The organism is Pseudomonas abietaniphila (assembly GCF_900100795.1).
Classification (GTDB): domain Bacteria; phylum Pseudomonadota; class Gammaproteobacteria; order Pseudomonadales; family Pseudomonadaceae; genus Aquipseudomonas; species Aquipseudomonas abietaniphila.
The window spans coordinates 181,272-196,559 of the sequence record NZ_FNCO01000006.1 but is presented as its reverse complement, the minus strand read 5'-3'; the positions used below and the strand labels follow the sequence as shown (position 1 = coordinate 196,559).

General features: G+C 54.7%; 9 protein-coding genes and 1 pseudogene. 4 read left to right on the top strand and 6 right to left on the bottom strand.

Translation table 11 applies throughout. The annotated features are described in order from the left end of the window. Positions 1–1,671: a DNA cytosine methyltransferase gene (locus tag BLS87_RS13670; RefSeq protein WP_425262220.1), complete on the top strand. Its 1,671-nt coding sequence runs from the start codon at positions 1–3 to the stop codon at positions 1,669–1,671. Positions 1,672–1,828: 157 nt separating this feature from the next. On the opposite strand, the gene BLS87_RS13665 is transcribed toward BLS87_RS13670, so the two are convergent. The 6 genes and pseudogenes from BLS87_RS13665 to BLS87_RS13645 all read right to left on the bottom strand — a co-directional run bounded on the left by BLS87_RS13665 (position 1,829) and on the right by BLS87_RS13645 (position 11,156). Continuing rightward, entirely contained in the window at positions 1,829–2,890 is a 1,062-nt protein-coding gene (locus tag BLS87_RS13665) for a DNA-binding transcriptional response regulator (RefSeq protein WP_074753020.1), read from the bottom strand. Then, positions 2,883–5,054, bottom strand: a complete 2,172-nt coding sequence (locus BLS87_RS13660) for a sensor histidine kinase (RefSeq protein WP_074753019.1) — start codon at positions 5,052–5,054, stop codon at positions 2,883–2,885. Before BLS87_RS13660 ends, BLS87_RS13665 begins: the two co-directional genes overlap by 8 nt. 163 nt (positions 5,055–5,217) lie before the next feature. Continuing rightward, positions 5,218–6,465, bottom strand: a complete 1,248-nt coding sequence (locus BLS87_RS13655; protein WP_074753018.1) for a ribonucleotide-diphosphate reductase subunit beta — start codon at positions 6,463–6,465, stop codon at positions 5,218–5,220. Positions 6,466–7,151: 686 nt separating this feature from the next. Continuing rightward, positions 7,152–7,708, bottom strand: a pseudogene (locus BLS87_RS13650) (Fic/DOC family protein). Further along, complete coding sequence (locus BLS87_RS33735; RefSeq protein ID WP_143024372.1) at positions 7,705–7,875, bottom strand: YhfG family protein; 171 nt, start codon at positions 7,873–7,875, stop codon at positions 7,705–7,707. Before BLS87_RS33735 ends, BLS87_RS13650 begins: the two are co-directional and overlap by 4 nt. 368 nt (positions 7,876–8,243) lie before the next feature. Beyond that, positions 8,244–11,156: a ribonucleoside-diphosphate reductase subunit alpha gene (locus tag BLS87_RS13645; protein WP_074753017.1), complete on the bottom strand. Its 2,913-nt coding sequence runs from the start codon at positions 11,154–11,156 to the stop codon at positions 8,244–8,246. A gap of 910 nt (positions 11,157–12,066) precedes the next feature. Between BLS87_RS13645 and BLS87_RS13635 the strand changes: the two genes are divergently transcribed. From BLS87_RS13635 to fhuF, 3 genes are read left to right on the top strand one after another with little or no spacing between them, the layout of a single operon-like run. Beyond that, positions 12,067–12,804 (top strand): response regulator, encoded by a 738-nt coding sequence (locus BLS87_RS13635; protein WP_074753015.1) that lies wholly within the window; start codon positions 12,067–12,069, stop codon positions 12,802–12,804. A gap of 3 nt (positions 12,805–12,807) precedes the next feature. Then, entirely contained in the window at positions 12,808–14,448 is a 1,641-nt protein-coding gene (locus tag BLS87_RS13630) for an ATP-binding protein (RefSeq protein WP_074753014.1), read from the top strand. Beyond that, positions 14,445–15,158 carry a siderophore-iron reductase FhuF gene (fhuF, locus tag BLS87_RS13625; RefSeq protein ID WP_074753013.1) on the top strand — a complete coding sequence of 238 codons (714 nt, stop codon included), beginning with the start codon at positions 14,445–14,447 and terminating at the stop codon, positions 15,156–15,158. Before BLS87_RS13630 ends, fhuF begins: the two co-directional genes overlap by 4 nt. The last annotated feature ends 130 nt before the right edge of the window (positions 15,159–15,288 follow it).

Sequence of the window (15,288 nt, the reverse complement as noted above, 5' to 3'; positions counted from 1 at the left end):
ATGCGAGACCTGACCTCTTTACTGACTATGTCCATGACTGAACCCCAGATGAATTTGCCGTTAGGCCGAGAAATTGCTGTTGATTGCCCTGTTGAGCTCTCGGAGCCGATCCAGATCGTCGATCTCTTCGCTGGCCCCGGTGGGCTTGGAGAAGGATTTTCGTCATCCGGTGATGGCAACCGTTTTGAAATTGTGGTTTCTGCAGAAATGGACCCCTCGGCTAGGCAAACGCTCAAGCTGAGAGCATTTTTTCGGCTGCTCAAACAGAAAAACCCCACCCGGTTATGCGATTACTACGACTTCTGCAACGGGCTGAGGGACATCCCATATAGCAATGAGAGCAAGCCGCAGTGGGATGAGGCGGATGAAGAGGCGAAATGCATCACGCTAGGGTCCAAAGAAGGCAATTTGGCGCTTGATGAAGCTCTCAAAAAACGGCTGAAGGACCGGCCTTGGGTACTGATTGGTGGGCCACCGTGCCAAGCCTATTCGATCGTCGGTCGTTCCCGAAACAAGGGAAAAGCTGACTACAGCGCCGAAAATGATCATCGTCATTTTCTCTACAAGGAATACTTGAGAATCATCAAGGAGCGAAAGCCGACCGTCTTCGTGATGGAAAACGTGAAGGGTATTCTTTCATCGAAGGTCGCAGGCGAGAGCATTTTCTCTCAGATCCTGCAAGATCTCACGGATCCAAATAAGGCTTTGGGGGATGCCTCGCCTGGAGTCAAATACCGAATTTGCTCGTTGGTGAGTGACCAGTCTTTCGGCCCTGGTGATGATGTAAACAAAGTTGATCCGCGTGGGTTCATCATCAGAGCTGAAAACCATGGCATTCCTCAAGCTAGGCACCGAGTCATCCTCTTGGGCATCGCCCTAGATGAGGATGGAAATATCCCCGTGCATGGAAGCTTGCTTGAAGTCGTCAGAAAGATTAGCACTAAAGAGGTCATCGGTACGCTTCCAGAGTTGAGAAGTCGTTTGACCAAACAGAGTGATGACCGCCTGGCTTGGTATCGCGAGGTTGCCAATCATTTGGATGGGCTCAAGTCAGAGGTTGATGCCAAGGCTGAGCCGAAACTAGCCGCGGCGATGAAGATCGCGAGAGACTCGCTGTTGTCGACATCTTTGGAGGTCGGAGGGATTCGAGTCCTGCGCAAAGGATCAGACGGAAAAACTGGAAGTGAAGATTTGGATCAGTGGTATCGAGACGAGAAGCTTGATTATTGGCTAAACCATGATGCACGTGGGCATATGGCCTCGGATCTTCGTCGGTATATTTTTGCGAGTGTCTATGCTCGCGCGTATCACGTATCTCCTAAAGGGCATCAGCAGTTCGGGCTATCGGGCCTTGCGCCGGCTCATAAGAATTGGGAGACGGGTAAGTTTAGTGATCGCTTCAGGGTGCAGTTGGAGCAGATTCCGGCGACAACGGTGACTAGCCATATTTCAAAAGATGGCCATTATTTTATTCACTATGACCCGAAGCAATGCCGTAGCTTGACAGTCAGGGAAGCGGCACGACTGCAAACTTTTCCTGATAATTATTTTTTTCAAGGTAATCGTACACAGCAGTTTCACCAAGTTGGGAATGCTGTACCACCACTACTCGCTAGTAAAATAGCCTCGATTGTATACGCTATAGTTTGTAAATCAAAGCCAGTTATTTAACGAGGCCTGTATTTGTAGTTGGCTGTAGTGGTAAAAATTTAGAGGATGTGTTTCTGGAATTTCAAGCAGGCTAGCTGCGACTCATTTTCACAATCTATATGCGTTTTACTCATTTTGAACAGGGGCTGTTCATATTACTAATGCAGCCCCATTTCTATTATTGCGCAGCCGAATAGCCAGGAGTTCCGATCCGGCTGAAGTAGCTGCCGAAGCGCTCTACAAGTGACGGAACATATAGGGGAGATAGAGACGCAAATCGACATCTAGGGTAGTTTTCGATGGCATAATCACGTGAAGTGCTCTTTATGTTGTGAAATTGTACCATCCAAGGTCCGTGAGCGTGACCTGAGTTATCCCGTAGCGGAAAGAGAAAATGCTGTTTAGGTGAGCCATCATGCTGTATCTGCTTTTTCCTCACCTTGTCGTTAGCGGCTTCCCATTCCGAAGTGAAATCTTGGCATTTTGCCAATAGTATTGTGTCGACTTTTTGAGGGTTCGCAAGATCGCATCTTGGGCTGACCACAATCCATTTTTCGTTTTCTATCTCTACAATGTCTCCTGTATCAAGCCGCGACTTTAGGGGAGGCACAAAATATGCTTCTTCAGGATGTGCGAAGTCCCCGTCGGCGCTTAGTAGGGAATCATGCACGTGAGCCATAATATGACGAGCAACTGAAGTTGAAATGTCAGTTCCCGATGTTTCTGCTCCCTCGGTCCAATACTTCCATCTGTTCCATATTTGACTAAAGAATACTTTTGCAGTTTCAACTCGAAAGACTGATTCGGCTGCTTTAATTCCTAGGAATAGGCTTTTGTTCTCAGATAACCATTCGATTACTGTAGGGAGCCCAGCAGACTTGTCGATGACTCGGACCAGGGCTTTGGGAAAATCTACGTTAGCATGTTGGGGTTGTCCCGTAAAAATAACCACCCCAATGGGGTGATTGTTCAATATTGTTTCAACGATTTTGTTGCCGTCGTCATTTATTTCATTATTGTCACGCTTCAGGCCCAAGTCTACTACCACAGCATCAAAATGACCGTTTTTTAAAGTTTTCAGGGTGGCTTCTACAGTACTAGATGTGCTGAACGTTATCTCGTAGCCAATGTTTTCGATATCCATATTGTGGCGCTCGATGACTCGAGCCCATTCTGCAAGGAGCTTTTCTTCATCTTCGACTATTAGAATGTTAAGTGACGGGGTTTCTTTTTTAGTCATTTTTGGCGTTCACCATTTCAATAATAAAGCTTGTTTCAGTTGCGCTGTCATCGAATGCTAAATCGGCCTTGCTTGCCCTGAGCGCTTCTCTTGCTATAGCAAGACCAATTCCTGATCCACCCTGTTTTAAAGTAAAGCCAGCATCGAAAAGTTTATCTATATATTTTGCGTCGATAGTAGGGCCGTTGTTCGAGATTATAATTTGTATATACTGTTCCGGTTCCTCAATTCGTATTGATATCCGCCGGTTATCAATGTTCGCTAGGGATAGCCAATGGATTGCGTTGTCCATAAGATTTAGGACTGCTGCCATCAAGTCCCCGTCATGACCTAGGAAAAAGATATCTTCTCTGGTTGGGCTAAATTCGACAGCAATGTTGGATGTGGCTAATTCTTTTTCAAAGAGCTTGATGCACCGATGTATTGTGGCTGTGATATTTTGCTTTGTGGCTGCAACTTTCTTTTTCCCTGATACTGGGTTTAGTGCGCTGAATAATGATGCTAGGTCGGTTGCAGAGTTTAGAATTTCTTGAGCGCTTCCTGGCAAGTTTTTGCGGATGTAGTCACCAAATTTCGAATTCTCTAGAATGCGCGGTGAGTCCTTGGCTAACTCTGTCGAGCGGGTAGTTATATGTGACAGGAAGTGACGGCCATCATGTAAAACTTGTGTGATTACTAGGCCTAGGGAAGAGTGAGAAATCAATGCTTGTTGATAGGTTTCCAAATCTTCAATGGCTGTCTTTAATGCTGTTGTTTCCTTTATAAAGGCTTTCTGTACCTTGTCTCTAAAGGCATCTGGCAGTTCGGAAATTGCTTTCGCCGTTTCTTCCAATGCTGATGTATTGTGGACATCGATCGTCCCGCCTGGTTTTTTTCTGCTTAATCCGGCTTTTTCTCTAAAGTCTTGTCTGAGCGCCTCGACATGACTTAGAAGATTTGAAATTTGACGCTTTAGTCTTAAAAATGAGCCATTATGTTCTAGGCCTTCGCGGCTACTTCGCTCTACTAGTCCGGATTCTGTCTCATCACTTATAGAAATTATACCTGCAAGTTGATTCAGGCCGAGCTTTCGTGATGGGTCTTGTACGCGTTTACGCTCCATTTCCAGCCAGTCAGTTTCCGCATCTCCATAAGGCCTGATCCTAAAACCGTCGCGGTAAATGCCCACACCTATATTTTCATTGAGAAGCTTGCGAGACTCCATTCTGCCCAGTGCTCCAAATCCAAGGTTGGAGAACAGCTGTTGGATAGCATCCGGCTCTCTATCATAAATATTAAGTCTTACTTCGACTCGCCCGCAAGGATCCTCGTCGGGATCTAACTTGGTTGCTGGCATCTGGAGCTCGTGCTTTATATTCTCTCCACGTTTATTTATGAATGTGCCTCTGAACGCTCCACTTTCGTCAAAATTACCTTCTACACAATAGTGAAATAGGTTTTCGATTGTCAGGGGTATTATTTCTTGTATGGTGTCAAAGGTGTTTTTTTCAAATGGATTGACGAGAAGTTCTTCACCGCTGAAACCACATTCAGAAGGCTTGAAGTCTGAGAGGTCAAGATAAATTTTGAAATTTTCATCTTGTGATTTTATAGGTGAGGCTATTCTTCTCAGTTCTTTTATTAGGTTGATTAGTCGGCTTTTTGTCCAAGTGTCATTGAGTTCATTTATAACTAGTCTAACGCCTGTGTTCTTCTCTGTTGCTATCTTTTTGATGTCTATTTCAACATCCTCAAGATACTTCACCTTTTCAAAGCACTCCCAGTCTACAATCATAAGCGACGATTCAAGTGCGCCGTCAAACATAGTTGTGCTGAAGAGTTGAAGCCTTTTTCCGAGTCTAGCTGTAGCAAATCGGCCTACACCCTTGGCTCCGAGCATTTTTCTATTTTTGGTAGGACTAATCTTGCGATGAACCTTATCTGTCGTAGCTGGCTCTAGCCACTTATCTAGCAGGTCTGAATAGGACATACCATGTCCCTGATCGCTAACGATAATCTCCCCTTGCTGGTGATTCGATACGGGTGGAGTTATTTTTATTGTGACTGACTGGGAGTCTGCGTCATAGGCGTTTTTTACAAGCTCAATGAGTGCGGCGTCTGGGCCACTGATTAGCTGGTCTCCGATAGTTCTTACAATACGAGCCCTAGGTTTTATCTTCGCCATAAATCCTTCTTTTGACAAGTTTTGAGATTGGATCACATCACATATGTTATTTTGCCATCTTTGACTTTTTATATGCAAATAATTTGATTGGTTCGCGGTGGCTCTTATTGTTCACGCAAAAAAAAGCCCAGCGTAAGCTGGGCTTTAGGTGCGTTTCAATACATCAATCCCAGCTCAACGCCCCACCCGTCTGATACTCAATCACTCGCGTCTCAAAGAAGTTCTTCTCCTTTTTCAAGTCCATGATCTCGCTCATCCAAGGGAACGGGTTGGTGGTCCCTGGGTACTCTTCCTTCAGACCAATCTGCGACAGGCGACGGTTGGCGATGAATTTGAGGTAGTCCTCCATCATCGCTGCGTTCATGCCCAGTACGCCGCGAGGCATGGTGTCGCGGGCGTATTCGATCTCGAGCTGGGTGCCTTGCAGGATCATCTGCGAGGCTTCTTCCTTCAGTTCGGCGTCCCACAGGTGCGGGTTTTCGATTTTGATCTGGTTGATCACGTCGATGCCGAAGTTCAGGTGCATGGACTCGTCGCGCAGGATGTATTGGAACTGTTCTGCGACGCCGGTCATTTTGTTGCGGCGGCCCATGGAGAGGATCTGGGTGAAGCCGCAGTAGAAGAAGATGCCTTCCAGAACGCAGTAGTAGGCGATCAGGTTGCGCAGCAGTTCTTTGTCGGTCTCGACGGTGCCGGTGTTGAATTCCGGGTCGGAGATGGCGCGGGTGTATTTGAGGCCCCAGGCGGCCTTCTTCGCGACCGACGGAATCTCGTGGTACATGTTGAAGATCTCGCCTTCGTCCATGCCCAGCGATTCGATGCAGTACTGGTAGGCGTGGGTGTGGATCGCTTCCTCGAAGGCCTGGCGCAGGATGTACTGGCGGCATTCAGGGTTGGTGATGAGGCGATACACTGCCAGCGCGAGGTTGTTGGCAACCAGGGAGTCGGCGGTGGAGAAGAAGCCGAGGTTGCGCATGACGATGCGGCGTTCGTCGTCGGTCAGGCCTTCCGGGTTACGCCATACGGCGATGTCGGCGGTCATGTTGACTTCTTGCGGCATCCAGTGGTTTGCGCAGCCGTCGAGGTACTTCTGCCAGGCCCAGTCGTACTTGAAGGGTACGAGTTGGTTGAGGTCGGCGCGGCAGTTGATCATGCGCTTTTCGTCGACGGCAACGCGGGCAGCGGAGCCTTCGAGTTCGGCCAGACCTTCGGCGACGTCGAGTTTGTTCAGGGCAGCCTTGGCGCGGGCCACGGCGGCGGAGTCGTTGGCGTTGGCAGCGCGTGCTTCCAGCGCGGCAGCACCACCGGCGCTGTCGAGTTTGTCCATGGCGGCTTCAGAAGCGTGGCCTGCGTTGGCGCCTTTGGCGGGTTCAGCGGCGTCTTCTTTGTCGAATTCGTCCCAGCTCAGCATGGTGATGAGGCTCCTGCTTGAGGACCGGTTTTAAGCGGCCTGTGGATTTGAGTAGTCGTTTGGCTGTTGCCACACATTCGGGGCATGCAGCGGTCGAGAGAAGGCTCTCGGAAATCTGTGTGTTTGGGGTCCGGTACAGGCTGTCAGGCGCGAGGGCCGTCTTCCGGGAGAGGAGCAGAACGCTGACACGGCAGACGCGTGATGACCATGGAAATCCGGTCGGCTTTGGCTGCGCAGGTCGTCATAGCGTTGTCCTTGATTGGGGGGCGCGAGTATACGGAAATTTGCTCCGTACGTCAGTGTTGCGACCCGGCTATCCATCATTTTTCAGCCGCAGCTCAAGATTATGAAAGCGCGCTGAGTTCTTCTTGACCTATTACGGATTCACTGATTGCGAATCGTCTATGTTGTGGTCTGAGGCGTAAGAATACACACGATATGGTGTTTATGAAACTGCGTATTTCTTCATGTTTCGGTGTTTGTGACGCAGGTCTACGACTGATGAATGCTGCTTGAGCCTGAAAACGCCCAAGAAGCCTGACGTCCATGGAAGCGCGAGTTCTCACGCACCTCATTTCGATGAAGATCGACCTGACAAAAGGTGCTCACACTCGGATGTTTCAAGCGAACATCTTCATCAAGCCGCAACTCCAATCGTTTTCCCATACACCCCTCAGACAGCCGTACTACCCCTCATAATCACACCCCACGGCGTCGATATTGGCCTGTATCCATTCGACGGGCTCTACCGGCCACCAACTGATTTCATACCCTGCGTTGACGATGATGTGTTCGAACAGGATGCGTTGTGCACGGCCGTTGCCTTCGCGGAAGGGATGAACCACGTTCAGGTCGCCGAACAGTTCCGCGCTGGCGTTGATCAGATTGCCGCGGTCCATGCCCTGAAAACCGTTGGCGTCGGCAAGCATCTTGAACAGTTTGTTGGCTTCGGGCTCGATGCGGCCGGTGACGCAGAAGTGGGTGTCATTCTTGGAAATGTCGACGGTGCGCAGTTGGCCGGCCCAATCGTACAGGTCTGAAAACAGCCTGTGATGATTTGCTGGAGGTAGGCGAGATCGTAGGGCGGCGGTGCAAAGTCGATGGAATCGGCTGCTACTTCTGACAGCGCGCGTTCAGCTTCAGCCAGGATCTGTTCGTCATGGATTCCGAAACGGTTACGCAGGAGCGCTGTATCGGGAAAGCAATAGGGATCTTGGCCGGTGCCGTATTTGTCGAGCGTCACGCCTTTTTGCCACTGTAGATGTTCAACAGTTCTTCTCGACTGGGGAGGGGCCGTTCAGCATCAGCGGGTGTGCTGGGGAAACCTTCCAGGCGCAGGCTGGCAGCGTAGTTGGATTTGCGCGTTTTGGCGCAATAGGCCTTTTTGGCTTCGAGAGAGGGGGTTGGCATAAACAGGCCTCGTTTTGCGATGAGGCAATTGTAGCGGATTCGATGCGGGGGATGGTGTCGCTGGGCATTGCACGCAAAGCACATGAATAGGTGAGGGGTGGCCCTCGGTGTTTCTTTATGACTGAAGCGGGTTGAGCTTCAGCTGGAGGCTTTGGCGGCAATCTTTGGTGATTGTGCGGGCCTCTTCGTGAGCACGCTCACGCCTACAGGTCTGCGGTGTAGGGCCGTTTGTAGCGGTTCGGCTTGGGGGCGATGTCGCCGGCAAGCCGGACCGCTACGAAAGGGGCTGCGTTGGGGCCGTCAATGTTGCGTGAATTGACTGGCCCTTTCGCGGGCAAGCGCGCTCCTGCAAGAGGAGCGCGTATGCCTTACTGGCAGGCTTCGCAGTCCGGCTCGTCGATCGCGCAGGCTTTAGGCACTGGCGCTGGACCGGCTGGCGCTGCTTCGGCTGGACGCGGGGCGGTGATCGCCGAGTCGTCCGGGCCGTGGCCGCCGCTGGAAACGGCGTTGAGCTTGCCGGTGTTGATGGTCGACTTCTCGGTGCTGGTCGCGGCCAGGGCACGGAGGTAGTAGGTGGTTTTCAGACCACGGTACCAGGCCATGCGGTAGGTCACGTCCAGTTTCTTGCCCGAAGCGCCTGCGATGTACAGGTTCAGGGACTGAGCCTGGTCGATCCACTTCTGACGACGGCTGGCGGCGTCAACGATCCACTTGGTGTCCACTTCGAACGCAGTGGCGTACAGGTCTTTGAGTTCCTGCGGGATGCGCTCGATCTGTTGTACCGAACCGTCGTAGTACTTCAGGTCGTTGATCATGACCGAGTCCCACAGATCGCGTGCCTTGAGGTCGCGAACCAGGTACGGGTTGATCACGGTGAATTCGCCCGAGAGGTTCGATTTCACGTACAGGTTCTGGTAGGTCGGTTCGATCGACTGCGACACGCCGGTGATGTTGGCGATGGTCGCGGTCGGTGCGATGGCCATGATGTTCGAGTTACGAATGCCTTTCTGAACGCGAGCACGCACAGGCGCCCAGTCCAGGGTCTCTTCCAGGTCGACGTCGATGTACTTCTGGCCACGGGCTTCGATCAGGATCTGTTGCGAATCCAACGGCAGAATGCCTTTGGACCACAGCGAACCCTGGAACGTCTCGTAGGCACCGCGCTCGTCCGCCAGATCGCAGGAAGCCTGGATCGCGTAGTAGCTGACGGCTTCCATCGAGCGGTCGGCGAATTCCACCGCCGCGTCGGAACCGTAGGCGATGTGCTGCAGGTACAGCGCGTCCTGGAAGCCCATGATGCCCAGACCGACCGGACGGTGACGGAAGTTGGAGTTCTTGGCTTGCGGCACGGAGTAGTAGTTGATGTCGATGACGTTATCGAGCATGCGAACGGCTACGTCGATGGTGCGCTTGAGCTTGTCGGTGTCCAGCTTGCCGTTGACGATGTGGTTCGGCAGGTTGATCGAGCCCAGGTTGCAGACCGCGATCTCGTCCTTGTTGGTGTTCAAGGTGATCTCGGTGCACAGGTTCGAGCTGTGAACCACGCCCACGTGCTGCTGCGGCGAACGCAGGTTGCACGGGTCTTTGAAGGTCAGCCATGGGTGGCCGGTTTCAAACAGCATGGACAGCATCTTGCGCCACAGGTCTTTGGCCTGGATGGTCTTGAACAGCTTGACCTTGCCTGGGTACTCGGTCAGCGCTTCGTAGTACTCGTAGCGCTCTTCGAAGGCTTTACCGGTCAGGTCGTGCAGATCAGGCACTTCGGACGGCGAGAACAGGGTCCATTTGCCGTCGTCGAAGACACGCTTCATGAACAGGTCAGGGATCCAGTTGGCGGTGTTCATGTCGTGGGTACGACGACGGTCATCACCGGTGTTCTTGCGCAGCTCGATGAACTCTTCGATGTCCATGTGCCAGGTTTCCAGGTAGGCACAGACAGCGCCTTTGCGCTTGCCGCCCTGGTTCACTGCCACAGCGGTGTCGTTGACCACTTTCAGGAACGGCACAACGCCCTGCGATTTGCCGTTGGTGCCCTTGATGTACGAGCCCAGCGCGCGAACCGGTGTCCAGTCGTTGCCCAGACCGCCTGCGAATTTGGACAGCATGGCGTTGTCGTGGATGGCGTGGTAAATGCCCGACAGGTCATCCGGAACGGTGGTCAGGTAGCAGCTCGACAGCTGTGGACGCAGGGTGCCGGCGTTGAACAGTGTCGGGGTCGAGGCCATGTAGTCGAAGGACGACAACAGGTTGTAGAACTCGATGGCGCGGTCTTCACGGGCTTTCTCTTCGATTGCCAGGCCCATGGCCACACGCATGAAGAAGATCTGCGGCAGTTCGAAACGCACGCCATCCTTGTGGATGAAGTAACGGTCGTACAGGGTCTGCAGGCCCAGGTAGGTGAATTGCTGGTCGCGCTCGTGGTTGATCGCCTTGCCCAGTTTTTCCAGGTCGAATTCGGCCAGCACAGGGTTCAGCAGTTCGAACTCGATACCTTTGGCGACGTAGGCCGGCAGTGCCTTGGCGTACAGGTCGGCCATTTCGTGGTGAGTGGCGCTTTCGGCAACGTTCAGGAAGCCCAGGCCTTCGGCACGCAGGGTGTCCATCAGCAGGCGCGCGGTCACGAACGAGTAGTTCGGCTCACGTTCCACGAGGGTACGCGCGGTCATCACCAGCGCGGTGTTGACGTCGGTCAGCGCAACGCCGTCGTACAGGTTTTTCAGGGTTTCGTTCTGGATCAGGTTGGCATCAACCTCGGCCAGGCCTTCACACGCTTCTGTGATGATGGTGTTCAGGCGGCCCATGTCCAGCGGCGCGAGGCTGCCGTCTTTGGCGGTGATACGGATCGACGGGTGAGCCTGCACAGGGGCTTCGCCGCCACGACCGGCACGCTCTTTGGAGCGGTCGTTACGGTAGATCACGTAGTCGCGAGCCACTTTTTGCTCGCCAGCGCGCATCAGCGCCAGTTCTACCTGATCCTGAATTTCTTCGATGTGGATGGTGCCGCCCGACGGCATGCGACGCTTGAAGGTCGCGGTGACTTGTTCGGTCAGGCGTGCAACGGTGTCGTGGATGCGCGACGACGCGGCGGCGGTACCGCCTTCAACTGCGAGGAAAGCCTTGGTGATGGCGACGGTGATCTTGTCATCGGTGTACGGAACAACGGTGCCGTTACGCTTGATCACGCGCAGCTGACCCGGTGCGGTCGCGGACAGGTCCTGCTGGGTCGCACCTGTCTGCGGCGCAATGGCCTGCGGATTCTCGCGAGTTGTGTCTGTTTGCATGGGTGTCTCCACGTTCTCTATGTTTATTTGGACGCTGGGGGCGTCCACCGTTCCGTCTTGAGGCAGTTGACTGACAAACGCCAGTCCAATGACTTCAAAACGGATGGGAAGGCTGAAGGAGGCCGACCCTGGCTTTGAAGTCCAAAAGGGCGCGGTTCTGAGCCCGTCGCCCTGTAAAAATTCGATGCAGAATGCACATTTAATGTTGCAACACTTGTACCGTTACGCGCAGATCATGAAGCCTGAGTATCTGCCATTCGCGTGTGAGCGGTCAGGCGGTAAAACCGGGGCATTTCAACCCGTTTGATGCGAGAAAAAGTGCTTGAAATCTCTCGGTCACTTGTGTTTGGTTTTTCGATCCAACCCCTACATGTAGGGTCTCCACGAGCGACGGGGTACAAGATAATGCGTTTCGGACAACAATTGCAACGTTCCTGACAGGCTCAACCTGTGGATAAAGCTGTGTGTAATTTGTGTGCGAAACGGCGAAATCGCGTGTAGGCCGCATGGGGACTGGGATGAGCTGCCGGCGCGTGTTTTTTCGAGGGTGAAAATCAATTTCCCGGTTTTTTGCGGGCGCGAACCCTATCACAAAATATAGGGCTGGCAAGGGCGACGGACGGGTGGTTTGGCATGTCGTGTGTCATGTTGGGCGAGTGGGTACTATTGCGACGGATCGACACTGTACCTCTTGAACGACGCTATACCTTTTGAACGCTGTACCTGTAGGAGCGTGGCTTGTCCCGCGATCGGCCGGGAACCGGTCGTAAAACCGGCCAGTGGTGTTGTCTGACACAACGCATTCTCCGGTTTGACTGTTGCTGCGCAACAGATCGCGGGACAAGCCACGCTCCTACAATGGATATCCCGCGCTGCTATTAATAAGAACAATCATCAGGAGACACGCACCGTGCAGCAAGAACCCTGGCAGGTGCTGATCGTCGAGGACGATCAACGACTCGCCGAACTGACCCGCGATTACCTTGAGAGCAACGGCCTGCGCGTCGGTGTCGAGAGTGATGGCGCGCAAGCGGCGCAGCGGATCATCGAGGAGCAGCCGGATCTGGTGATTCTCGACCTCATGCTGCCCGGCGAGGACGGTCTGAGCATTTGCCGCAAGGTGCGCAATCGATACGATGGCCCGATCCTGATGCTCACCGCGCGCACCGACGACAGCGACCAGGTTCAGGGGCTGGACATGGGCGCCGATGATTTCGTCTGTAAACCCGTGCATCCGCGCGTGCTGCTGGCGCGTATTCATGCGTTGTTGAGGCGCAGCGAAGCGGCCGAGGCGCCAGCGCGGGAGCAGCGTCGACTGGTGTTCGGTCCGCTGGTGGTGGATAACGCGTTGCGCGAGGCGTGGCTCAATGAAAAGAGCATCGACCTGACCAGCGCCGAATTCGACCTGTTGTGGCTGCTGGTCGCCAATGCCGGCCGGATTCTGTCCCGCGAAGAAATCTTCACGGCGCTGAGAGGGGTGGGCTACGACGGCCAGGACCGCTCCATTGATGTGCGCATCTCGAAAATCCGCCCCAGGATCGGCGATGACCCGATTCACCCACGCCTGATCAAGACCGTGCGCAGCAAGGGCTATCTCTTTGTGCCGGAAGCCGCCAGGGACATGAACAACTTCATGCTCAACGGCTGACCCATGCATTCCATCTTCCTGCGGATCTACGGCGGCATGCTCGGCGTGTTGGTGCTGGTGGCGCTGCTCGGCGTGCTGACATTGCACCTGGCGAACAAAGTGCGTGGCGAGCAGTACCGCGAGCATCTGGCGCAAGGCACCTTCACGTTGATGGCCGACAACCTGAAATTGATGGACAGCATTGAGCGCACCCGGGCGTTGGCGGTGTGGGAACGTTTGCTGGGCATTCCGCTGGCGCTGGAAACCGCCGAGCAGGCGCATCTGGACGGCGGCGCGCGCAATCGCCTGAGCCGTGGCCAGGTGGTGGTGGAACAGACCGGCCCTCACGCCGCGCGGGTGTTTCGTGAAGTGGAGCCTGCCGCGTCCGACAAACCGGGCAGCGCGGTGTTATTGACCGGCGAAGTGCAGCAGATCAGCGAACAACTGGCCCGCGCGACGATTTTCCTGCTGCTCGATGAGCTGGTGCGCTATCCCGTCGATGAACAGCCGGTGAGGCTGGAAACCCTGCGCCTGAGCAAGGGTTTCGGCTTCGACATGCACCTGATTACGCTGGATAAGGTCGATGTCGACGATGACCAGCGTCGGCGTATCGATGAAGGCGACACGGTGATGGCGCTGGGCAAGGGCGGCGACTCGATCCGCGTGCTGTCCGGCGTGGGTGAAACCCCGTGGGTGCTGGAGATTGGCCCGCTGTACCAGTTCAACCTCTATCCACCTGAATTACTGGTGCTGATTGCCTTCCTTGGCCTGTGCCTGATCGGGTTGGTGGTGTATTTGCTGGTGCGCCGTCTGGAGCATCGCTTGCGCGGCCTGGAAGCCGCCGCGACGCAGATCGCTCAGGGCAGCCTGGAAACCCGCGTGCCGAGCACGGGCACTGACTCGGTGGGGCGGCTGGCGCAGGCGTTCAACGGCATGGCCGAGCATCTGCAGCGCTCGCTGACCATTCAGCGTGAACTGGTGCGCGCGGTGTCCCACGAATTGCGCACGCCGGTGGCGCGCCTGCGTTTCGGCCTGGAGATGATCGCCGACGCCAGCACCCCGGAGGCGCGGCACAAGTACATGGTCGGCATGGACAATGACATTCAGGACCTCGACAAGCTAGTGGACGAGATGCTGACCTACGCGCGGCTTGAGCAGGGCTCGCCGAACCTGAACTTCCAGCGCATTGACCTGGACGCCTTGATCAATCAGGTCATCGCCGAACTGTCGCCGCTGCGGGCCAATGTGAAGGTGACGCGCGGACAGTGCATCGCTGTCAGTGACGATGCCTCGCCAGGGAATGAGGCGTGGGTGGAAGCCGAACCGCGCTATTTGCATCGGGCGCTACAGAATCTGGTCAGCAATGCGATGCGTCATGCCGAATCCGAGGTGCGGGTGGGTTACCAGTTGAGTCAGGAGCGCTGCCGCATCGATGTCGAAGACGACGGCCCCGGCGTGCCGGAAGGCGCCTGGGACCGCATCTTCACGCCGTTCATGCGTCTGGACGACAGCCGTACACGGGCGTCGGGCGGGCATGGTCTGGGGTTGTCGATCGTGCGACGCATCATTCACTGGCACGCCGGGCGGGCGCTGATCGGGCGCAGCCAGGCACTGGGCGGCGCGTGTTTCAGCCTGGCCTGGCCGCGTCAGCAAGGTGAAGCGTGAGTCGGGCTTTATTTGAAGGGCCGTTGGCCGACGTTGCGAAAACCCTGGTGCTCGACCAGGCACGCCCGGTGGTGCCCTTGGTTGAGTTGCTGCGTGAGCAGACGCTGGATCGCCTGTTATTGCAGGTGTACGGCGCGGAATTGATGCCCGAGCAGCAACCGGTGCTGGTGTCGCAATGGATGAAGTACTACGCCATGCAGCTGATTGCGCCGGTGACGGTGGCGAGTCTGGTGCATGGCGTCAGTTGGCCGTTAGCCGTCGATCAGGTGTCGTTCGCGCTGCATGAGCGAGGATTTCTCGATGGCGTGCGTTTTGAGGGCGCGCCCTTTGAGGCGTCGAACTCCGATGATCCGTTCGAGCGTTTTGCCCCGCTGCTCGACAATTTGCAGCAGGTCATTGAGCGCTTGAGCACCTACGGCAATGTTGCGCCCGGCGTGCTGTGGGGCAATGCCGGGGATTATCTGGAAACCTGCCTGCGTGAGTTGGCGGCGGTCAGCGACGTGTCGCTGGCACCCGGTTACGGGTTGTTGCGCGAAAGGCTACGGCCGGACGGGCAGCGCAATCCGCTGTTCAACGCGGTTACCTATAGAGAAGGGAAAGACGGGCAGTCGGTCAGGCAGCGGCGCAGTTGCTGTTTGAGTCATCGGGTCGAGTGGGTGGGGCGGTGTGAGCATTGTCCATTGCATCGCGGGGTCGGACCACGGGAATAAATCTGTGGGAGCGAATTCATTCGCGAAGCATCTGGCAGACGACCTGCAGATGTCGACCCTGCCGGCCAATCGCGAATGAATTCGCTCCCACAGATCTGAGTTCAATGCATCCATGGCTGGCTGTGCATCA